This window comes from Promicromonospora sp. NPDC023987, assembly GCF_040639055.1.
Taxonomy (GTDB): Bacteria; Actinomycetota; Actinomycetes; order Actinomycetales; family Cellulomonadaceae; genus Promicromonospora.
The window spans coordinates 42,813-63,925 of the sequence record NZ_JBEZZF010000030.1; the positions used below are offsets into that span (position 1 = coordinate 42,813).

The following is a 21,113-nucleotide window of genomic DNA, read 5'->3' on the forward strand; positions in this document are numbered from 1 at the left end:
GATCAGCCCTTCTCGGGGTCCTTGAGACCGACGCCGACGTAGTCGATGCCGCCGGTCGCCGCGTTCGCCGAGGAGTGCAGGCCGGTGACGTTCTCGCCGGGGAGCGAGACGGTCTTGGCCACCATCAGCGGCACGACCGGGGCCAGCTCCAGGATCTGCTCGTCCAGCTCGCCCCACTCCACGTTCGCGGCGTCGATGTCTGTCATCGCCTTGATCTCGTCGATCCGGGCGTTGATGTCCGGGTCGTCGAGCTGGGCGAGGTTGGAGTTGCCCTTCTCGTAGATGTTGCGGCCGTCGAACAGCGGCGGGATGAAGGTGGCCGCCGACGAGGCCCAGTCCGGGCACCAGCCGGTGATGGCGGCGTCGTTCTGCTGCGACGGCGTGCCGATGGTCTCGTAGTACGTGGCGGTGTCGATCAGGTTGAGCTCGACGGTGATGCCGACCCGCTTGAGGGCCTGCTGGACCGCCTCGCCCTGGGCCTGCATGGACTCCTGCGAGCGGATGTCGAGCGTCATGGTGAAGCCGTCCGACAGGCCCGCCTCGTCCAGCAGCTCCTGTGCCGCCTCGACGTCGCCCGTGCCGTCCGCCGACGGGTACAGGTCGAAGTCCTGGTGGCCGGCGACGGTGGGGGGAAGGATCGTCGTGGAGGGAGCGCCCAGCTGGTTGCCGCCGCTCGCGTTGACGATGGCGGTGCGGTCGATCGCGTAGCTGATCGCCTGCCGCACGCGGACGTCGTCCATGTGCTCCTTGGTGGTGTTCAGCCCCATGTAGGTGGTGCAGATGCCCGGGAGCTCGAGGACGCGCTCCTGGAGCTGGGGCGTCTGCAGGCGGGGGAGCGTGGCCGGCTGGACGGTGCCGGCGATCGCGTTGACGTCCGCACCCTGCCCGGCGATGAGCCGCTCGTCGATGGTGGCCGGGTCGAGGCCGATGGTGAACTCCCAGGCGTCCGGCTTGGCGGCGCGCACCTCGTCCGTGGCCGGGTCCCAGTGCTCGTTGCGCTCGAGCTTGATGGTGCTGCCCGGCACGTACTCGGCCAGCTTGTACGGCCCCGACGCGATGATCTCGTGGATGAACTCGTCGCCGTCACCGGTCCCTTCTGGGAAGGGCGTCCCGTTCACCTGGGCGAGCGCGGCGTCGAACTCGGGGAACGGCTCCTTGAGGTGGAAGACGATCGTCCTGTCGTCGGGCGTCTCGATGGTCGGCAGGTCGCCTGACTCGTACGGGCCCGCGTAGTCCTCCGGCGCGTCGATGACCTGCTTGAGGTACGGCGACCCGATACCGATCTCGGGGTCCCAGGCCCGCGAGATGCCGAACTTGACCTCTGCGGACGTGATCGGGTCGCCCGTGTCGAACTTCAGACCCTCCTTGAGCCGGTACGTCCAGGTCAGCCCGTCGTCGGACACCTCGCCGAGGCTCTCGGCGAGGTCCGGGACGATCTCGTTCGGGTCCTCGGCCGAGCCGGGCGCCGACGTGGTGAGCTGGCGGTAGACGAGCCGGTAGAAGTTGTTCACCCCGCCGTCGAAGCCGCGCGCCGGGTCGAGGTAGGAGAAGTCGGCGTTCTGCAGCACGTGGACGGTGCCACCCTCGGCGGGTTCGGCGGAGAACCCGCCGCCCCCGCCTGCCGCGGAGTCGTCCGGGGTGCCGCCACCGCCGCAGGCGGCGAGTGCGAGTGTCGTGGCGGCAGCGAGGAACGCTGTCGTTATCCGATGGAGCTTCACGATGTGGCCTCTCGGTCGGTGACTCGATAGTCGACGCAGTCGCGTCGAGGTCGTACGGGTAGGACGTGGGGGACTGGCGCCCCCCGGGCGGTCCGGCTCCGGTCAGGTGTGCCGGAGCCAGACCCGCATCGCCCCGGGTTCGCGGTTCGCCCAGAGGTGGTAGGGCACCAGCGCGACCGGCGTCGTCGTCGACGGGGTCGGTGGGTCTGTCCGGTCCGGGTCTGTCCGGTCCGCGGCCGGGTACGGGTCGTCCGACGGCGCGGGCCGCCGGCTCACGTGTGCGGTCAGGGCGTGGGCCAGGAGCGGGTCGCGGGCGGCGTCGTCGGACGGCGGCGCCGCACCGACGTCGTGCACGACGACCTCGTCGAGGGGGACGGGGGAGTCGGCCTGCTCCAGGCAGTGCACGACCGGCCCGCGCACCGCGGCGACGGCGCCCCGGGCGGCGTCGACGGCGGGGTGGGCCGTGACGAGCCGCGCCGGCATCGGCAGGTCGAGCACCACCTCCTGGCCCGGCCGCCACGCTCGGGTCAGCCGTAGCCAGCCGTCGCCCACGTCCGTGCTGACCCTCGTGCCGTCGACCGTGGCCCGCGGCGTCGTCGCCCAGCCGGGGACGCGGACCGTCAGCGTCGCCGGCGCGTCGCGGGCGTCGAGCACGCGGACGGTGACGCGGCCGTCCCAGGGAAAGTCGGTGACCACCTCGACGGAGAGCGCCGCCGAGCGCACCCGACAGGCGGTGAGCAGGGCGAGAGTCAGGCCGTCGGGGGTCTCGAGCGCCACGTGGTCCTGGAGCCCGCTGATCCAGCGCGCCACGTTCGGCGGGCAGCACGCACAGCCGAACCACGGGCGGCGCAGGGGCTGTGCCGGGTCCGCCGGCCGCCCGTCGAGGTGGTCGGGACGGCGCTGCAGCGGGTTGTCGTAGAAGAACCGGGTGCCGTCGCGGGACACCCCGGCGGCGAACCCGTTGTAGAGGACCCGCTCCACGTGGTCCAGCACCGCGGCGCTGCCGGTGGCGAGGAACAGGCGCCAGCCCCACTGTATGGTGCCGACCGCGGCGCACGTCTCGGCGTAGGCACGGTCGGACGGCAGCTCGTACCGGTCGCCGAAGGCCTCGTCGGAGTGCCGGGAGCCGATCCCGCCCGTCACGTACGACTTGGTGCGGACCATGTCGTCCCACAGCCGCACCAGGTGTTCGATCCGGGCGGGGTCGCGCCGTTCGATGGCGACGTCGGTGGCGCCCGCGGCGAGGTAGACCATGCGGACGGCGTGGCCCGAGACGGTATCGAGGTCGCGCAGCGGAGCGTGGTCCGCGTAGTACGCGGGGCCGAACGGTGCGGTGGCGAAGAGGCCCGAGCCCCGCCGCTCGACGAACACCTCGGCCTGGCGCAGGTAGGGCTCGTGCCCCGTCTCCCGGTAGAGCTCGACGAGCGCCACCTCGACCTGCGGGTGGCCGCAGTACTCCGCCCGCCCGCCCGGGCCGAACCGGTCCACCACGAGGTCCGCGAACCGCCGCGCGACCGTGAGGAGCCGGTGGTCGCCGAGCCGGCGCGCCGCGGCGAGCGCTCCCTGGACCAGGTGGCCCAGGTTGTAGAGCTCGTGCCCGCCCGCCAGGTCCGACCACGGCGGGACGGTCGCGTCGGCGCCCTGGTGGAACGAGGACAGGTAGCCGTCGTCGGCCTGCGCGGCCGTGACGAGGGCCAGCGTCTCCTCGTAGAAGGCGCGGACGGCGGCAGTGCTGTTGCCGGTGACGCTGCCGACGGCAGCCTCGGCGCGGGCCAGCTCGTAGGCGGCCGCCTCCAGCGTCTTGTAGGCGTCGGTGTCGGCGAACGGGTAGCGGCCGCGGAACGGCTCGCCGGTCGCGTGCGCCACGCGGCGGAAGTTGTCCAGCACGCCCGACGTGCGGACCTGCGCGATGACGTGCGGCAGCGTCCGCTCGCTGTTGCGGCGCTGCCACCCACCCAGCAGGCCGTCGGTGAGCACCACGTGGTCGGCGCCCAGCGGGCGCCCGGCAGGCCGGGCCGGCGGGGTGGTCGCGGCAGGGGTGGTGGCAGGTGTCGTGCCCAGCCGGGCTGCGCGTCGGTGCGCCCCGGTCGTCGTGTCGCTCGGCATCGTCCTCGCCTTCGAAGTGTCGGCCCACGATATGTGATGCGTGATATTTTACTGATCGACGACAGTGGTGTCGATGGGGTGAATGTAAACGTCGCGTTTCGGCCGATCCAGCCACTTCTCGGCTGGTGCAACACCCCCGGTCGGCGCGGCTCGGGTACCCTCGGCGCGCATTGACGAGGAGATCCGCGTGCCGTGTAATATACTACTAGCGTTGCCTGACCACCCAGGAGTGCCTCATGAGCGCAGCATCACCCACCCCGTCCGTCCGTCGCCTCCCGCCCGTCGCGAGCCTGCGCGAGCAGGTGCACCGTGCGCTCGTCGCGGCCATCGTCGCCGGCGAGCTGGAGCCCGGTGAGCTCGTCTCCGTACCGACGCTCGCCGCGCGGTTCGACGTGTCCGCGACGCCGGTCCGCGAGGCGGTCCTGGACCTGGAGCGCCGGGGCTTCCTGGAGGCGGTGCGGAACAAGGGGTTCCGGGTCACACGCGTGAGCGACCAGACGCTGCGGCACGTCGCCGCCGTGCGGCTGGTGATCGAGCCGGTCTGGATGGAACGGCTGGCCAAGTCGTTCCCGGTGGGGCAGCTGCAGGAGTTCCGCGCGCTCGCCGACGAGATCGTCGAGCGCGCGCGCACGGGCGACCTGATCGCCTACCTCCAGGCCGACCAGACGTTCCACCTGCGGCTGACCGGACTGCTGGGCAACCCGGTGGCCGGCGAGATCGTGTCGGACCTGCGGGACCGGGCACGGCTCCTGGGGCTGTCGACGATGGTCGCGAGCGGCACGCTCGCGAGCTCCGCCCAGGAGCACCACGAGCTGCTCGACCTGCTCGCGGCGGGCGACGGCCCCGGCGCCAAGGCGCTCATGGAGCGGCACATCGGGCACTCGCTGGGCACGTGGGCGGGCAAGCCGGAGGACTGACGCCGTCGTTGGTCGAGCTTGTCGAGATCACTGCGCTCGTCGAGACCACTGAGCTGAACTGACCGGACGATCGAGGGGGTGGATGTGGCAGCGGACGTCGTGATCGTCGGTGCCGGGATCGTCGGCGCGGCGTGCGCGCGAGCCCTCGCCCGGGCAGGCGCCCGGGTGACGGTGCTCGACCGCGGGGCGGCCGCCGCAGCCACCAGCGCCCACGGCGAGGGCAACCTGCTGGTCTCCGACAAGGGCCCGGGTCCCGAGCTGGAGCTGGCCCAGGTGTCGCTGCGCCGGTGGGTCGAGCTAGCCCAGGAGCTGGCGGATGAGCTCGGGCCGCGGTTCCCGTCCATCGAGCACGACGCCAAGGGCGGTCTCGTGGTCGTCACCTCCGGTGACGGCCTGACCGGCCTGCGCCGGTTCGCCGCCGCTCAGCGGGCGTGCGGGGTCGAGGCCGTGGAGGTGAGCGTTGACGGCGCGCGCCGGCTCGAGCCCGACCTGGCGCCGGGCGTGCTGGGCGGTGTCCACTACCCGCAGGACGCCCAGGTGCAGCCGGTGGCGGCCGCCGAGGCGCTGCTCGCGTCCGCGCGTCGCGCCGGCGCCGACGTCCGCACCGGCGTCGAGGTGACCGGCCCGCTGCTCGGCGCCGACGGCGAGCTGGCCGGCGTCGTCACCTCCCGGGGCGAGGTCCCCGCGGGCGCCGTCGTCGTCGCGGCGGGCCCCTGGTCCGCCGAGGTCGCCGAACGGCTCGGCGCGCGCGTCCCGGTGCGTCCGCGCCGCGGGATGGTGCTCGTCACCACCCCGATGCCCCAGCGCATCCGCCACAAGGTGTACGACGGCGACTACTTCGCCGCCACCCAGTCGGCGGGTGCGGAGCTGCAGACCTCCGCCGTGATCGAGTCGACGCGCGGCGGCACGGTGCTGATCGGGTCGAGCCGGGAACAGGTCGGGTTCGACGACCGGTTGCGCACGGAGGTGCTCGCCCAGATGGCGCGGCGCGCCGTGGCGGTGTTCCCGTTCCTGGCCCGTGCCAACGTAATGCGGTCCTACCTGGGTTTCCGTCCGTACCTGCCCGACCACCTTCCGGTGGTCGGCCCGGACCCGGCCCGTCCAGGGCTGTGGTTCGCCACCGGCCACGAGGGCGCGGGCGTCGGGCTGGCCCCGGCGACCGGTGACCTGCTCGCCGCGCAGCTGCTGGGCCTCGAGACCTCGGTCGACCCGCGCCCGTACGCGGTCGACCGGCCCGGCCTCGCTGAGCCGCGCCCCGTCCTGACCCCGACCGAGGAGGCCCGGCGATGACGTCGTACCGTGTGCCCGCCGAGGTCGACGCCGCCGAGCCGGCCGCCGACCGGCCCCTGACCCTCTGGCTGGACGGCGAGCCCGTCACCGGGACCGCCGGGCAGACGATCGCCGGCGTGCTGCTGGGTGCCGGACGGCGCCAGTGGCGCACCACCGCCGCCGACGGCGCGCCCCGCGGCGTCTTCTGCGGGATCGGCGTGTGCTTCGACTGTCTCGTCGAGGTCAACGGCCTGCGGGACGTGCGCGCCTGCCTGCGCCGCGCGCAGGACGGCGACGTCGTGACCCGCCAGGGCGAACCGGGGGTCACCGCATGAGGGACGTCGTGGTGGTCGGCGCCGGCCCGGCGGGGCTCGCCGCCGCCCGGGCGGCCGCGGCGGCAGGGGCGGCGGTCACGCTGCTCGACTCCGCCGACGGGCTCGGCGGCCAGTACTGGCGCCATCTGCCGCCCGCCCGGCAGGCCGCTCGCCAGAGTGTGCTGCACCACCGGTGGTCGACGTTCGGCGAGCTGAGCGACGTGCTGCGCGCGCACCCGGCCGTGACGGTGCTGCCGTCGGCGCAGGTGTGGTCGCTCGAGCGTCTCGACGGTGGGATCCGCCTCAACGTCCTGCTCGGGGAGCCCGACGGGGCGGGGCGGGAGGCCCGCGCCTTCGAGCCGGACGCCGTGGTGCTCGCCACCGGCGCCCACGACCGGACCCTGCCGTTCCCGGGCTGGCAGCTGCCGGGCGTCTACTCGGCCGGAGCGGCGCAGGCGCTGGCGAAGGGGGAGCGGGTGGCCGTCGGGCGGCGGGTCGTCGTCGCGGGTGCCGGCCCGTTCCTCCTGCCCGTCGCATCCTCCGTGCTGCAGACCGGGGCCACCGTCGTCGGCGTGCACGAGGCGGGCCGGATCGGCGCTCTCGCACGCGGCTGGCTGAGCCGGCCCTGGGAGCTGGCCGGGGCCGCCGGAAAGGCCGGCGAGCTCGCCGGGTACGTGGCTGACCTCGTGCGCCACCGGGTGCCGTGGCGCCCGGGCGAGGCGGTCGTGGCCGCGCACGGCGACGGGCAGGTCGAGGCCGTGACCATCGCGCGCCTGGACCGACGCTGGGCTCCGGTCGCCGGGTCCGAGCGCCAGGTCGAGGCCGACGCCGTCTGCGTCAGCCACGGCTTCACGCCCCGCCTCGAGCTGGCGATCGCCGCCGGGTGCGCCCTCGCGCCGGACCGGTTCGTCATCGTCGACGACGCCCAGGCCACCTCCGTCCCCGGGGTCTGGGCCGCCGGCGAGATCACGGGCATCGGCGGAGCGGACGCCGCGCTCGCCGAAGGCACCGTGGCGGGCACGGCGGCGGCGGGCGGCGACGGCGGCGCGCCCGCCGCGCGGCGGGCGGTCCGCGCGCGGGACCGGGCCCGCGGCTTCGCGGCCCGCATCGTGGCGGCCCACGGCGTGCGCGGCGGATGGACCGGCTGGCTGCGCGACGACACCGTCGTCTGCCGCTGCGAGGAGACCACCTACGGGCGGCTGCGTGAGGTGGTCGAGCTCACCGGGTCGCACGAGACCCGCTCGGTCAAGCTCACCAGCCGCGCCGGGCTCGGCCCGTGCCAGGCCCGGATGTGCGGCAGCACCCTGCAGGAGCTCCTGGGGGATCCCACGCCCGCCGTCGACCGCCGCCCGCTCGTCGTACCGGTGAGACTCGGCGACCTCGCCGCGCTGCCCGCTGCTTCCCCGTCCACCGCACCCCCGCCCACGGCATCCCTGCCCACCGCACTGCCAACCAGAGGAGACCAACCATGAACCAGCGCTTCGACCTCGGCGGCGTGATCGTCGCCACCACCCTTGCCTTCACGCCGGACGACTCGGCACCCGCCGGGCTCGCCGTCGACTACGACCGGTTCGCCGCGCACTGCGAGTTCCTGATGGACAACGGCTGCCGGGGCGTGGGCCCGAACGGCTCGCTCGGCGAGTACTCGTCGCTCACCGACGACGAGCGCCGCACCGTGATCCAGACGGCCGTGCGGACGGTGGGCGACCGCGGGCTGGTCGTGGCCGGCGTGCACGGTGTGGGGTCGCACCAGGCCACGCACTGGGCCGAGCTCGCCGCCGAGGACGGCGCCGACGCCGTGCTGCTGCTGCCGCCCACCATCTACCGGGCGAACCGGTCGGAGGTGCTCGCCCACTACGCCGCCGTCAACGAGGTGGGCATCCCGATCATGGTCTACAACAACCCGTTCGACACCAAGGTCGACCTCACGCCGGACCTCCTCGCCGAGCTCGCAGAGCTGGAGAACGTCGTAGCCGTGAAGGAGTTCTCCGGCGACGTGCGGCGCGTGCTGGAGATCAAGGAGCTGGCCCCGGACCTGGACGTGATCGCGGGCGCCGACGACCTGCTCTTCGAGTCGCTCGTGGCGGGCGCCACCGGCTGGTTCGCCGGCTACCCGAACGCGTTCCCCCGCGAGGCCGTCGAGATCTACACCCTGGTCACCGAGGGCCGGATCGACGAGGCCCGCGAGCTGTACCGGCACCTCGTCGCGGCGTTCCGCTGGGACTCGAAGACCGAGTTCGTGCAGGCGATCAAGCTCTCGATCGACCTGGCCGGGCAGAGCTACGGTGGACCGACCCGCCCGCCGCGCGGACCGCTGTCCGCGGAGCACGAGGCCCAGGTCCGCAAGGACACGGAAGCGGCCCTCACGTACATCGCGGCCCGCCCGCCCCGCTGAGTGCGGGGTATTTGCGCTCTCGAAAGGATTCGACCGCACAGATACCCAACACTCAACGGAGGGCGGAGTCGGAGGAAGGAGAGAGCCATGCGTTCGAGCAAGGTGTTCAGCGCCGTCGACTCGCACACCGAGGGCATGCCGACGCGTGTCGTCACCGGCGGGGTCGGACCAATACCAGGCTCCACGATGAACGACCGCCGGCTGTACTTCATGGAGCACATGGACGACCTGCGGCTGTTCCTCATGAACGAGCCACGGGGGCACGCCGCCATGAGCGGCGCCATCCTGCAGCCGCCCACCCGGCCCGACTGCGACTGGGGCGTGGTCTACATCGAGGTGTCCGGCTGCCTGCCCATGTGCGGGCACGGCACCATCGGTGTGGCCACCGTCCTCGTCGAGACCGGCATGGTCGACGTCGTCGAGCCGGTCACCGAGATCCGGCTCGACACGCCCGCCGGCGTCGTCGTCGCGAAGGTCGCCGTCAGCGGCGGCCACGCGGACGCCGTGACCATCGAGAACGTGCCCAGCTTCGTGACGGCGCTCGACCAGGCCGTGGAGGTGCCCGGCTACGGCACGGTGCCGTACTCGATGGCGTTCGGCGGAAACTTCTACGCGCTCGTCGACCTGGACGACCTGAAGCTGCCCTTTGACCGGGCCCGGCAGCAGGACCTGCTCGCCGCCGGGCTCGCGATCATGGACGCGATCAACGAGACGGCGCCGCCCAAGCACCCGGAGCTCGACGGCGTCGAGGGCTGTCACCACGTCGAGCTGATCGCCCCCGGCTCCGACGCCCGCCACTCCCGCCACGCCATGGCCATCTCGCCCGGCTGGTTCGACCGGTCGCCGTGCGGCACCGGGACGTCGGCCCGCATGGCCGAGCTGTGGGCGCGCGGTGAGCTCGCCCTCGACACCGACTTCGTCAACGAGTCGTTCATCGGCAGCCGGTTCGTCGGCCGCCTGGTCGCCGAGACGACGGTCGCGGGCGTGCCCGCCGTCGTGCCGACCATCACCGGACGCGCCTGGGTGACCGGCACAGCCAACTACCTGCTCGACCCGAGCGACCCGTTCCCCACCGGCTTCGTCTTCTGAGCCCGTCTTCTGGGCCTGTCCGCCGGGATCGTCTGCCGTACCTGCCATCTGCTGAGGAGCCGAACCCATGACCGCCACCGCGGCCCCCGAACACCTTGACCGCACCGTCGACGACGTCGCCCGCCGCGCGCGGGAGACGTTCGACGGACTGTCCCGCACGGCCCCCGGAGCCCGCGCCGCCGCCCTGCGCGACGCGGCCGCCGCGCTCGCCGACCACGCGGACGAGCTGGTCGCCATCGCCCAGTCGGAGACCGGCCTCGCCGAGGCGCGCCTGCGCGGCGAGCTCAAGCGCACCCAGGTGCAGCTGCGGCTGTTCGCGCACGTCGTCACCGACGGCGCCTACCTCGACGTGCGCCTCGACGAGGCGGACTCCGACTTCGTCCTCGGCCCCCGACCCGACCTGCGCCGCACCCTCTGGCCCGTCGGGCCCGTGCTCAACTTCGCGGCGAGCAACTTCCCGTTCGCGTTCTCCGTCGCCGGTGGCGACACGGCGGCGGCGCTCGCGGCGGGCTGCCCGGTGATCGTCAAGGCGCACCCCGGGCATCCTCGGCTGTCCGTGCGGGTCGCGGAGCTCGTCTCGGCCGCACTGACCGAGGCGGGTCTGCCGGAGTTCGCACTGCAGCTCGTCACGTCGCAGGACGCCGGGGTGGCGCTGGTGGAGCACCCCGCGGTGCGGGCGGCGGCGTTCACCGGGTCGCAGCGGGTCGGACAGCTGCTCGCGGCCCGAGCGGCGGGGCGGCCCGAACCGATCCCGTTCTTCGGTGAGCTCGGCAGCGTCAACCCGGTGCTCGCCTCGGCGGCGGCACTGCGCGAGCGGGGGAGCGAGCTGCTCGACGGGTACGTGGCGAGCGTCTCCGGCTCGGCAGGCCAGCTCTGCACCAAGCCCGGCTTCCTGCTCGTCCCGGAGGGCACGCGGTACGACGACGCAGTGGCCGCCGCCGCGGCGCGCGTGCCGGAGCACCGGCTGCTCAATCCGTCGATCGCGGACGGATACGAGCGGCGGGTCGCGGAGGTGCTGGGGGTGGACGGCGTGCGCGTGGTGCACGGCGGCGGCTTCCGGCGCGCCGCCGACGGCCAGGCCTTGGTGACGCCGACGCTCGTCGCTGTACCGCTCGACCTGCTGCGGAGCGCCGGGTCAGTACTGCTGGACGAGGTGTTCGGGCCGTTCTCCGTGATCGTGGAGTACCCGGCTGAAGCTGATCTGGGGGCGGCGGTGGCCGAGCTGTTCCCGGGCAACCTCACGCTGACCCTGCACCTCGGGGACGGCGAGACGGGCGAGGAGCAGGGCGCGCTCGTGACCCGCCTGGCCCGGCATGCGGGGCGCGTCCTGCTCGGCGGCTGGCCCACCGGCGTCGCGGTCACGCCCGCGATGCAGCACGGCGGCCCCTGGCCCGCGACGACCACCGACGGGACGTCGGTCGGCACCGCCGCGATCGGCCGGTTCCTCCGCGGGGTCGCGTTCCAGGACGCCCCGCAGGAGCTGCTGCCCCCGCCCCTGCGCGACGACAACACCTGGGACGTGCCGCGGACGATCGCCACGCGGGGAGAATCGCTGGGCTGGTGACGGTCCGGGAAGCCCTACAGCCCCGTCATGCGGAGCATCGCCTCGCCGTAGCGCTCACCGCTGACCCGGATCTGCTCGGCACCGGTCGCGATCTCGGTCAGGTCGCCCGGGGTGAGCTCGACGTCGGCCGCGCCGATGTTCTCCTCGAGGCGGCTGGTGCGGCGCGTGCCAGGGATCGGGACGATCCACGGCCGTTGCGCGAGCAGCCAGGCGAGTGCCACCTGCGCCGTCGTGCAGCCCTTGCGTGCGGCGACCGCGCGGAGCAGCTCGACGAAGGCCAGGTTGGCCTGGCGGTTCTCGTCGCTGAAGCGCGGGAGGCCCGCGCGCATGTCGCCGTCTGCGAGCGTGGTGTCGAGCGCGCCCGTGAGGAAGCCCCGGCCGAGCGGGCTGAAGGGGACGAACCCGATGCCGAGCTCCTCGAGCGTCGGCAGGATCTCCGGCTCGGGGTCGCGGGTCCAGAGCGAGTACTCGCTCTGCAGGGCCGTGACGGGCTGGACCGCGTGCGCACGGCGAATGGTGTCGGCGCCCGCCTCGGAGAGGCCGAAGTGCCGCACCTTGCCCGCCTCGATGAGTTCCGCGACGGTTCCTGCGACGTCCTCGATCGGCACCCGCGGGTCGACACGGTGCTGGTAGAAGAGGTCGATGACGTCCGTGCCGAGGCGGCGCAGGGCTGCGTCGGCCACCTGCCTGATGTGCTCGGGACGGCTGTCCGTGCCGACGCTGCGGCCCTCGTCATCGAGCTCGAAGCCGAACTTCGTCGCGATGACCACCTGGTCACGCACGGGCGCGAGGGCCTCGCCGACCAGCTCCTCGTTGACGAACGGGCCGTAGACCTCGGCCGTGTCGAAGAGCGTGATCCCGCGGTCGACGGCACCGCGCAGCACCGCGATCATCTCGTCGCGGGTTCCCGGGTTGGGGCCGTAGCTCTGGCTCATGCCCATGCAGCCCAGCCCGATGGCCGAGACCTCGAGGCTGCTCGGCCCTGGTCCCAGTGTTCGTGTCCGCATGTCTGGCTCCTCGGTCGTGGGTGGAACGGGCGCTGCCCATCGCTTCAGCACGATGCGTCAGGCCCGGCCGCTCCCGCCGCGGTGGTCAGCCTACGTGGGCGCGCCTCTCCGCCTACGACCGCAGCTTGCGGGCCGCCTCCAGCAGCGCACGGGTGCCCCGCGTGAGCGCGCGCAGATCGTCGACGTCGAGCAGGGCGAGGAGGTCGGGCGGCAGGTCCTCGTCGTGCGCGACGAGCCGCCGGATCGCCTCGGTGCCCTTCTCCGTGCTGGTCACGCGGCGGACCCGGCCGTCCGCCGGGTCCGGGGTGCGGACCGTCATGCCCGCGGCGGTGAGCCGGTCGAGGATCCCGGAGACCGTGCCTGCCGAGACACCGAGCGCCTCGGCGAGCCGCTGCGGCGTCGACTCGCGGTCCACCTGCACGAGCGCCAGGGCCCGCAGCTGCTGCACCGTCAGGTCGGTCTCCAGCAGGGGGCGCAGCCGCGTGGCGAAGAACTCCTCGCCGAGGTCGTGGTGCAGGGTGGCGAGCTCGGCGACGAGCTGGTCGCGGGTCTGGTCGGTCACGGGCTGACCCTAACCGGGACTTCACCCGCTGAGAGCGGAGCGGAGCGCGCGCCGGCGTCGGCGTCGGAACCGAAGTTGCGAGGCGGGAACCCGGGCAGGATCCTTTGCGTTAGGCAAAATACTGCGCCGACGGAGTCGCGGACCCGGCGTAACCCCAGATCTGGAGGCAGTGTGTTTCGTCTTGCCCGAATGTCGCTCGCGAACCGTGCGCTCGTCGCACTCGCGACGATTGCCGTCTTTCTCGTCGGCATCTTCAGCATGGGGCAGCTCCGGCAGGAACTCATCCCGTCGATCAACGTGCCCATGGTCGCGGTCACCGCCGGCTACCCCGGCACCGCGCCGGAGATCGTCGCGGACCGGGTCACGGACCCCGTCGAGACGGCGGTCCAGGGCATCGACGGCGTCACGGGTGTGAGCTCGACCGTCTCGACAGGCGTCTCGGTGACCACCGTCGAGCTCGAGTACGGCACCGACATCGACGCGATCGAGCAGGAGGTGACCTCGGCGCTCGGCAGCATCCAGGGCCTCCCGGAGGACGTCGAGCCCGAGGTCATGGCCGGGTCCCTCGACGACCTGCCGGTGGTGCAGCTCGCGGTCTCCGGTGACGGCGACGAGCAGGAGCTGACCGACGCCATCGACTCCGTGCTGGTGCCCGAGCTGTCGGGGATCACCGAGGTCCGCGACGTGACGGTCACGGGCGCCACGGAGCAGCAGGTGGTGATCGACCCGGACGACGAGAAGCTCGCGGAGGCGGGCCTGACCGCAGCGCAGCTCTCGTCGGTCCTGCAGGAGAACGGGACCGTCACACCCGTCGGCGCAGTCACGCAGGACGGTGAGACGAACAGCGTCCAGGTGGGCACCTCCGTCGACTCCGTCAAGGAGCTCGAGAACCTGCCGCTGGTCCCTTCCGCGGGTTCGGCGGCGCCCTCGGCACCAGAGGCCGCGCAGGCGCCCGGAGCACCCACGGCTCCCGACGCCCCGACGGCGCCCGACGCCGCGGCGAGCCCCGCCGACGTCGTGCACCTCGGCGACGTCGCGGACGTGAGCGTGCAGGACGTGGAACCCACCTCCTACTCCCGCCTGGACGGTGAGCCGTCGCTCGCGATCGCCCTGACCAAGACGCCGGACGGCAACACGGTGGACGTGTCGCACGCGGTGCACGACGTGCTGGCCGACGTCGAGGACGAGCTGGCCGACGCCGGCGTGACGACGGCCGTCACGTTCGACCAGGCGCCGTTCATCGAGGAGTCGATCGAGGGCCTGACGACGGAGGGCGGCCTCGGCCTGCTCTTCGCGGTGCTCGTGATCCTGGTGTTCCTGGCGTCCCTGCGGGCCACGCTGGTCTCGGCGATCTCGATCCCGCTGTCGCTCGCGGTGACGTTCGCGGTCATGAACCTGACCGGCTACACGCTGAACATCCTCACGCTCGCGGCGATGACCATCTCGATCGGGCGCATCGTGGACGACTCGATCGTGGTGATCGAGAACATCAAGCGACACCTGTCGTACGGCGAGGATCGGGTGCACGGGATCATCACGGCGGTCCGCGAGGTGGGCACGGCCATCACCTCGTCGACGATCTGCACGGTGGCGGTGTTCGCGCCGATCGCCCTGGTGGGCGGCATGGCCGGCGAGCTGTTCCAGCCCTTCGCCGTCACCGTGGCGATCGCGATGGGCGCCTCCCTGGTCGTGGCGCTGGTCGTCGTACCGGTGCTGGCCTACTGGTTCATCAAGGTCCCGGCCTCGGCCGACGGCGGCGCCGCCCTGCGCGAGGCCGCCGAGCTCAAGGAGCGCCGCGGCGTCTGGCAGCGTGCCTACGTGCCGTCGCTGTCCGCGGCGCTGCGGCGCCCGGCCGTCACCCTGGGCGTCGCGATCGCGTTGCTCGCCGGCACGGTCGCGCTGGTGCCCCGGATGGAGACCAACTTCATCGGGGCGGCCGGCCAGGACACGCTCTCGGTGACGCAGGAGTTCGAGCCCGGTACGTCGCTCGCGGCCCAGGACGAGGCGGCCAAGGAGGTCGAGGAGGTCCTGGCCGACGTCGACGGCGTCGAGACGGTGCAGACCACCGTCGGCTCGGGCGACGGGATGGCCGCGGCGTTCGGCATGGGCGGTGGCGGCAGCAGCGCGTCGTTCGCGATGACGCTGGACGAGGACGCCGACGGCGAGGTCGTGCAGGACGACGTGAACGACGCGCTCGACGACGCCGCGCCCGACGGCGAGGTCACGGTGTCCGCGGGTGACGCCGGGTTCGCCAGCACGACCGTCGACCTGGTCGTCACGGCACCGGACGCCGAGGGGCTGGCCGACGCCGCGGGCGCCGTCGAGGACGCGGTGACGGACCTGGACGGTGTGGAGGACGTGACGAACAACCTCGCCGCCGAGCAGTCCAGCGTCCAGGTGACGGTGGACAGAGACGCGGCGGCGGAGGTCGGGCTGACGGAGTCGACGGTCTCCGGCATCCTGGCCGGCGCGATGAACGAGGCGAGCATCGGGACGATGGACCTGGACGGGTCGTCGCTCGATGTCGTGGTGGCCGGTGACCGGCCTGCCACGACCGCGGAGATCAAGAAGGTCGAGGTGCCGACGGCGGCGGGCATGGTCCCGCTGAGCGATCTGGTGACGGTCGAGGAGGTCTCGGCGCCCGCGGCGGTCACGCGGGTGGACGGCGAGCGCAGCGCCACCGTGGCGGTGACTCCCTCCGGGGATGACCTGGGTGCGCTGACCGTGACCCTGACGGAGGAGATCGACGGCCTCGACCTGCCGAGCGGTGCCGAGGTGACGATCGGTGGCGTCGCGTCCGACCAGGCTGACGCCTTCGCGGACCTGGGCCTGGCGCTGGTGGCGGCCATCCTCATCGTCTACCTGGTCATGGTGGCGACGTTCCGGAGCATCGCGCAGCCGCTGATCCTGCTGGTCTCGGTGCCGTTCGCGGCGACCGGCGCCCTGGGTGCGCTGCTGCTGACCGGCACGCCGCTCGACGTCGCGGCGCTGATCGGTGCGCTGATGCTGGTGGGCATCGTGGTGTCGAACGCGATCGTGCTGATCGACCTGATCAACCAGTACCGGGCCGACGGACGGCCGCTGGACGAGGCGGTCAAGGAGGGTGCGCGGCAGCGGCTGCGGCCCATCGTGATGACGGCCGCCGCGACGATCCTGGCCCTGACGCCGATGGCGTTCGGGCTGACCGGCGGCGGGGCGTTCATCTCGCAGCCGCTGGCCCTGGTGGTGATCGGCGGGCTCGTGTCCTCGACCCTGCTCACGCTGTACGTCGTGCCGGTGATCTACATGCTGTTCGAGCGGCGCTCGGGCGAGCGCACCCCCAAGCGCGCGGCACGTGCGGCGCGCCGGGCGGAGCGGGCGCAGGTCAAGGCCGCCGAGGCGGCGCGGTTCGCCGAGGAGCTGGCGGCACGGGGCGCGCGGTAGCCCGCCCGGGCGCCCGCCCTCAGAACGACTCAGCGCGCCGGTCGACCCACTGCTTGGCCTCGACCAGCCCATGGCCGGTCGCCTCGCGGTAGAGCTTGATCGCCTCGACGCGCCGGTCGGACCAGATGCACCGGTCGATCTCGGCCACCGTCACCGGGGCGAGGCCCTCCGCGGCCGGGCCCTCGATGCCGAGGTGCTTGATCACCATGTCGAGCTTGCGTTCGGTCCGTTCCGCGGTGCGCGCGGTCGAACGCAGGTTCCCGGTGATGGTGATCGTGCTGAGCAGCAGGATGACGATGGCCGCCGTCGCGATGAGGTCCATGCGCGAACCCTAGCGGCCGTGACCTGGCCGGCAGCGGACGTCGCCGGCTCCCCGCCATCGGGGCCTCTCTTGACCGAAATACTCCAGGGGGGTATATGGTTACCCGCATACGGCTACCCCCTAGGGGTAGCGATCGAGCGGAAGGAAGAGACGATGACGACGAGCGAGTACCAGGTGACCGGGATGACGTGCGGGCACTGCGAGACGGCGGTCCGTGGCGAGGTGGGCGGGCTCCCCGGTGTCGCGCACGTCGACGTCAGTGCCGCGACCGGCCGGCTCGTCGTCACGAGCGCTACCGCGCCGGACGACGCGGCGGTCCTGGCCGCGGTCGACGAGGCCGGGTACGAGGCGGTGCGCGTCCCGTGAACGCACCCCAGCGCCTGAGCGTCTACGGGGCGGGTCTCGTCGCGCTGTTCGTCGCGGCGTTCACCGTCGCGGGCCTGGTCGTGCCGAAGGCCGCCGTGGCCGCGTGGTCGACGACGGCGGAGGCGGACGACCCGGCCGCCATGGACATGGAGATGGGCGCGGCCCCGGACGCCGGTCCGCACGGCGGCGAGAGCGCGGCGGCCCCGGTGCGCGGGCTCGCCCTCGAACAGGACGGCCTGCTCCTGAACCCGGTGAGCGCTCCCGACCGGGTCGGCGAGGACGGGACTCTCTCGTTCTCGATCACCTCATCCGGCGGCGACGCCGTGACCGCGTTCGAGACCGAGCACGACAAGGAGCTGCACCTGATCGTGGTCCGTACCGACGGGGCCGGGTTCCGCCACGTGCACCCGAAGATGTCGGCCGACGGCGTCTGGTCGATCCCGTGGACCTGGGACGCGGCCGGCAGCTACCGCGTGCTCACCGACTTCGTCCCCGAGGCGACCGGCGAGAACGTGACGCTCAGCCGCACCGTCGACGTCGGCGGGCGGGTCTCGCCGGAGCCGCCGACCGTGGTCTCCACGAGCGACACCGTCGACGGGTACACCGCCACGCTCACGGGAGACCTGGGCACGTCCGGCGACTCCATGCTCACCGTGAAGGTCACGGAGGACGGCGAGCCCGTCACCACGCTGGAGCCGTACCTCGGCGCCTACGGGCACCTCGTCGCGCTGCGCGACGGTGACCTGGCCTACCTGCACGTGCACCCGGAGGGCGACGAGCCGGCGCCCGGTTCGGTGTCGGGCCCCGAGATCGGGTTCATGACCGAGGCCCCCACGCCCGGCCGTTACCTGCTGTACCTGGACTTCAAGGTCGACGGGGTCGTGCGCACCGCGCACTTCGTCCTGGACGCGACAGGGAGGGAATGATGTCCGACACCACATCCCGGACGGACGAGCCGGGAACGACCGTCGACCTCGAGATCGGTGGCATGACCTGCGCGTCGTGCGCCATGCGGATCGAGAAGAAGCTCAACCGCCTCGACGGGGTCAGCGCCAGCGTCAACTACGCCACCGAGAAGGCGAAGGTCACGGCGCCGGCGGGCTACGACCTGAGCGCCATCGTCGCGGAGGTGGAGAAGACCGGTTACACCGCGGCGCTCCCGGCGCCGAAGGACGCCCCGAAGGGCGGCGGCGACGCCCTCGACGCGCGGGACGTCGAGCTGCGCTCGCTGCGGAACCGGCTGATCACCTCGATCGTGCTGGCCGTGCCGGTGATCGCCCTGGCGATGGTGCCCGCGTGGCAGTTCACGTACTGGCAGTGGGCGTCGCTCGCGCTCGCCGCCCCGGTGATCGTGTGGGCGGCGTGGCCGTTCCACCAGGCCTCCTGGACCAACCTGCGGCACGGCGCGGCGACGATGGACACCCTCGTCTCGCTCGGTGTCTCGGCCGCGTTCCTCTGGTCCCTGTACGCGCTGTTCTTCGGCACGGCGGGGGAGCCGGGGATGACGCACGGGTTCGAGCTGACCATCGCGCCGTCCGACGGTGCGGCCAACATCTACCTCGAGGTGGCCGCGGGCGTCACGATGTTCGTGCTCGCCGGGCGCTACTTCGAGAAGCGGTCCAAGCGCCGGGCCGGCGCGGCGCTGCGGGCGCTGCTCGAGCTCGGCGCGAAGGACGTCGCCGTGCTGCGCGGCGGCACGGAGACCCGGATCCCGGTCGAGAGCCTCGCCGTCGGCGACGAGTTCGTCGTGCGGCCGGGCGAGAAGGTGGCCACGGACGGCGTCATCGTCGCCGGCTCGTCGGCGATCGACGCCTCGATGCTCACGGGGGAGTCCGTGCCCGTCGAGGTCGGGGCCGGCGACACCGTGGCCGGGGCGACCGTGAACTCGGGCGGCCGGCTGGTCGTCCGCGCCACCCAGGTCGGCTCGGGCACGCAGCTGGCGCGGATCGCGCAGCTCGTCGAGGACGCACAGTCCGGCAAGGCCGAGGTCCAGCGCCTCGCCGACCGGGTCTCCGGGATCTTCGTGCCTGTCGTCATCGCGATAGCCGTCGGGACCCTCGGCGTCTGGCTCGGCGGCGGGTTCCCCGCGACCGCCGCGCTGACGGCCGCCGTCGCGGTGCTGATCATCGCCTGCCCCTGCGCGCTCGGGCTGGCGACCCCCACCGCCCTCCTGGTCGGTACGGGACGAGGGGCCCAGCTCGGCATCCTGATCAAGGGGCCGGAGGTCCTGGAGTCCACCCGCAAGGTCGACACGGTCGTGCTCGACAAGACCGGCACCGTGACGACCGGCCGGATGACGCTCCTCGACGTCGTCCCGGACGCCGGCACCAGCCGCGACGAGCTGCTCCGCCTCGCGGGCGCCCTGGAGGACGCCTCCGAGCACCCCGTCGCGCAGGCGATCGCCAAGGGCGCCACCCAGCAGGTCGGCAGCCTGTCCGTCCCGGAGTCGTTCGAGAGCGTCCAGGGGCTGGGCGTGCAGGGGGTCGTCGACGGGCACGCCGTCGTCGTCGGCCGGGAGGCCCTGCTGGCCGACTGGTCGCAGTACCTGCCCACGCACCTGGCACAGGCTAAGGCTCAAGCCGAGGGTGAGGGTAAGACCGTCGTGGCGGTCGGCTGGGACGGCCAGGCGCGGGGCATCCTCGTGGTCGCCGACCAGGTCAAGCCGACCAGTGCCGCCGCCGTTGCGCAGCTCACCGCGCTCGGGCTCACGCCCGTGCTGCTCACGGGCGACAACCGGGCGGTGGCCGAGCAGGTCGCCGCCGAGGTGGGCATCACGCAGGTCATCGCCGAGGTGATGCCGCAGGACAAGGCGGACGTGATCGCCCGGCTGCAGGGCGAGGGCAAGATCGTCGCGATGGTCGGCGACGGCGTGAACGACGCGCCCGCCCTGGCACAGGCCGACCTCGGCCTCGCGATGGGCACCGGCACCGACGCGGCGATCGAGGCGGCCGACATCACCCTGGTGCGCGGAGATCTCCGCTCCGCGGCCGACGCGATCCGGCTCTCCCGCCGCACCCTGCGCACGATCAGGACGAACTTGTTCTGGGCCTTCGGGTACAACGTCGCCGCGATCCCGCTGGCCGCGCTCGGCCTCCTCAACCCCATGCTCGCCGGCGCGGCGATGGCGTTCTCCAGCGTCTTCGTCGTCGGCAACAGCCTCCGCCTGCGCTCGTTCGCGAGCCGTGCGGCGGCCCCCCGCGTCCCCGCGGTGTCCCGGCCGGAGGCCCGGACGCTGCAGGACGCCTGACCACCCCATCAACGAAGGGACCCACCATGGGACACGACCACGACGAGCACCAGCACGGCGACCACGACCCCGGCCACGCCGAGCAGGCCGACGGCGGCCACTGTGGCGGCCACGCGCACTCGGCCGTGCCGAGCCACCACGGCATCAACCTGCTCGGCCCGTCGGCCGAGGAGCTCGCGGAGTGCCCGGTGATGCGCGGGAGCACCGTCGTCAAGGCCGACGCCGAGGCCAAGGGGCTGTTCCGCGACTACGCGGGCCAGCGCTACTGGTTCTGCTGCGCGGGGTGCGAGGCGCCGTTCGACGCCGACCCCTCGAAATACGCGGCAGCGGTCTGACCTGAGGTGACACCATGGGAGCCATGACCGAAACAGGATCCCCTGGCGCCCTCGACGCGACCGGGGAGGGTGACGCACATGCCACCCATGGGTACATCACCGACAAGGCCAACTACCTCGCCCGGCTCAAGCGCATCGAGGGGCAGGCCCGCGGGATCCACCGGATGGTCGACGAGGAGCAGTACTGCATCGACATCCTCACGCAGGTGTCCGCCCTGACCAAGGCGTTGGAGAGCGTCGCGCTGGGTCTGCTGGACGACCACCTCAAGCACTGCGTGGTCGACGCCGCCCGAGCCGGGGGCCCCGAGGCGGACGCCAAGGTGAAGGAGGCCTCCGACGCGATAGCGCGGCTGGTCCGCTCCTGAGCTCGGGAGGCGAGGCCGCCCGATGTGGTCGGTAGAACGTCAGAAGGTCGGCACCCCGGGGCATCGACGGGATCGAGGCGACCCGCCGCATCGCGGAGGACCCCGATCTCGTCG

The 21,113-nt window shown here is 72.9% G+C and carries 18 protein-coding genes; 13 read left to right on the forward strand and 5 right to left on the reverse strand.

Features of this window, described 5'->3' with window-relative positions:
- Positions 1–2 precede the first annotated feature (2 nt).
- Together AB0F40_RS14910 and AB0F40_RS14915 are read right to left on the reverse strand one after the other, a co-directional pair.
- Complete coding sequence (locus tag AB0F40_RS14910) at positions 3–1,718, reverse strand: ABC transporter substrate-binding protein (RefSeq protein WP_357468670.1); 1,716 nt, start codon at positions 1,716–1,718, stop codon at positions 3–5.
- A gap of 102 nt (positions 1,719–1,820) precedes the next feature.
- The gene (locus AB0F40_RS14915) at positions 1,821–3,824 is read right to left on the reverse strand and encodes a beta-L-arabinofuranosidase domain-containing protein (protein WP_357468673.1); all 2,004 of its coding nucleotides are present in this window, start codon (positions 3,822–3,824) and stop codon (positions 1,821–1,823) included.
- A 236-nt stretch (positions 3,825–4,060) separates the two neighbouring features.
- On the opposite strand from AB0F40_RS14915, the gene AB0F40_RS14920 reads away from it, so the two are divergent.
- The 7 genes from AB0F40_RS14920 to AB0F40_RS14950 all read left to right on the forward strand — a co-directional run bounded on the left by AB0F40_RS14920 (position 4,061) and on the right by AB0F40_RS14950 (position 11,372).
- On the forward strand, positions 4,061–4,741 hold the full coding sequence (locus tag AB0F40_RS14920; RefSeq protein WP_357468676.1) for a GntR family transcriptional regulator: 681 nt from the start codon (positions 4,061–4,063) through the stop codon (positions 4,739–4,741).
- A gap of 78 nt (positions 4,742–4,819) precedes the next feature.
- Complete coding sequence (locus AB0F40_RS14925; protein ID WP_357468679.1) at positions 4,820–6,031, forward strand: FAD-binding oxidoreductase; 1,212 nt, start codon at positions 4,820–4,822, stop codon at positions 6,029–6,031.
- A complete protein-coding gene (locus AB0F40_RS14930) occupies positions 6,028–6,345 on the forward strand; it encodes a (2Fe-2S)-binding protein (protein ID WP_357468682.1) in 318 nt (105 codons plus the stop codon). Before AB0F40_RS14925 ends, AB0F40_RS14930 begins: the two co-directional genes overlap by 4 nt.
- On the forward strand, positions 6,342–7,796 hold the full coding sequence (locus AB0F40_RS14935; protein ID WP_357468685.1) for an FAD-dependent oxidoreductase: 1,455 nt from the start codon (positions 6,342–6,344) through the stop codon (positions 7,794–7,796). Before AB0F40_RS14930 ends, AB0F40_RS14935 begins: the two co-directional genes overlap by 4 nt.
- A complete protein-coding gene (locus tag AB0F40_RS14940; RefSeq protein WP_357468688.1) occupies positions 7,793–8,719 on the forward strand; it encodes a dihydrodipicolinate synthase family protein in 927 nt (308 codons plus the stop codon). Before AB0F40_RS14935 ends, AB0F40_RS14940 begins: the two co-directional genes overlap by 4 nt.
- Before the next feature lie 87 nt (positions 8,720–8,806).
- Entirely contained in the window at positions 8,807–9,808 is a 1,002-nt protein-coding gene (locus AB0F40_RS14945) for a proline racemase family protein (RefSeq protein WP_357468691.1), read from the forward strand.
- Positions 9,809–9,875: 67 nt separating this feature from the next.
- The gene (locus AB0F40_RS14950; protein WP_357468693.1) at positions 9,876–11,372 is read left to right on the forward strand and encodes an aldehyde dehydrogenase (NADP(+)); all 1,497 of its coding nucleotides are present in this window, start codon (positions 9,876–9,878) and stop codon (positions 11,370–11,372) included.
- A 14-nt stretch (positions 11,373–11,386) separates the two neighbouring features.
- Here AB0F40_RS14950 and AB0F40_RS14955 read toward each other — a convergent pair whose 3' ends face one another.
- Complete coding sequence (locus AB0F40_RS14955) at positions 11,387–12,379, reverse strand: aldo/keto reductase (protein WP_357468695.1); 993 nt, start codon at positions 12,377–12,379, stop codon at positions 11,387–11,389.
- Between the two features lie 112 nt (positions 12,380–12,491).
- The gene (locus AB0F40_RS14960; RefSeq protein ID WP_357468697.1) at positions 12,492–12,941 is read right to left on the reverse strand and encodes a MarR family transcriptional regulator; all 450 of its coding nucleotides are present in this window, start codon (positions 12,939–12,941) and stop codon (positions 12,492–12,494) included.
- 189 nt (positions 12,942–13,130) lie between these two features.
- Here AB0F40_RS14960 and AB0F40_RS14965 point away from each other — a divergent pair, with 189 nt between their 5' ends.
- Entirely contained in the window at positions 13,131–16,364 is a 3,234-nt protein-coding gene (locus AB0F40_RS14965) for an efflux RND transporter permease subunit (protein WP_357468700.1), read from the forward strand.
- 19 nt (positions 16,365–16,383) lie between these two features.
- On the opposite strand, the gene AB0F40_RS14970 is transcribed toward AB0F40_RS14965, so the two are convergent.
- The gene (locus tag AB0F40_RS14970; RefSeq protein WP_357468703.1) at positions 16,384–16,686 is read right to left on the reverse strand and encodes a hypothetical protein; all 303 of its coding nucleotides are present in this window, start codon (positions 16,684–16,686) and stop codon (positions 16,384–16,386) included.
- Between the two features lie 153 nt (positions 16,687–16,839).
- Between AB0F40_RS14970 and AB0F40_RS14975 the strand changes: the two genes are divergently transcribed.
- The 5 genes from AB0F40_RS14975 to AB0F40_RS14995 are packed head-to-tail and all read left to right on the forward strand — an operon-like array spanning position 16,840 to position 20,999.
- Positions 16,840–17,052: a heavy-metal-associated domain-containing protein gene (locus AB0F40_RS14975; RefSeq protein WP_357468706.1), complete on the forward strand. Its 213-nt coding sequence runs from the start codon at positions 16,840–16,842 to the stop codon at positions 17,050–17,052.
- Entirely contained in the window at positions 17,049–17,978 is a 930-nt protein-coding gene (locus tag AB0F40_RS14980) for a heavy-metal-associated domain-containing protein (protein ID WP_357468708.1), read from the forward strand. The genes AB0F40_RS14975 and AB0F40_RS14980 overlap by 4 nt, the downstream gene beginning before the upstream one ends.
- Entirely contained in the window at positions 17,978–20,299 is a 2,322-nt protein-coding gene (locus AB0F40_RS14985; protein ID WP_357468711.1) for a heavy metal translocating P-type ATPase, read from the forward strand. Before AB0F40_RS14980 ends, AB0F40_RS14985 begins: the two co-directional genes overlap by 1 nt.
- 26 nt (positions 20,300–20,325) lie before the next feature.
- Complete coding sequence (locus AB0F40_RS14990) at positions 20,326–20,634, forward strand: YHS domain-containing protein (protein WP_357468713.1); 309 nt, start codon at positions 20,326–20,328, stop codon at positions 20,632–20,634.
- Between the two features lie 23 nt (positions 20,635–20,657).
- Positions 20,658–20,999: a metal-sensitive transcriptional regulator gene (locus AB0F40_RS14995; protein WP_357468716.1), complete on the forward strand. Its 342-nt coding sequence runs from the start codon at positions 20,658–20,660 to the stop codon at positions 20,997–20,999.
- Positions 21,000–21,113: the final 114 nt, after the last annotated feature.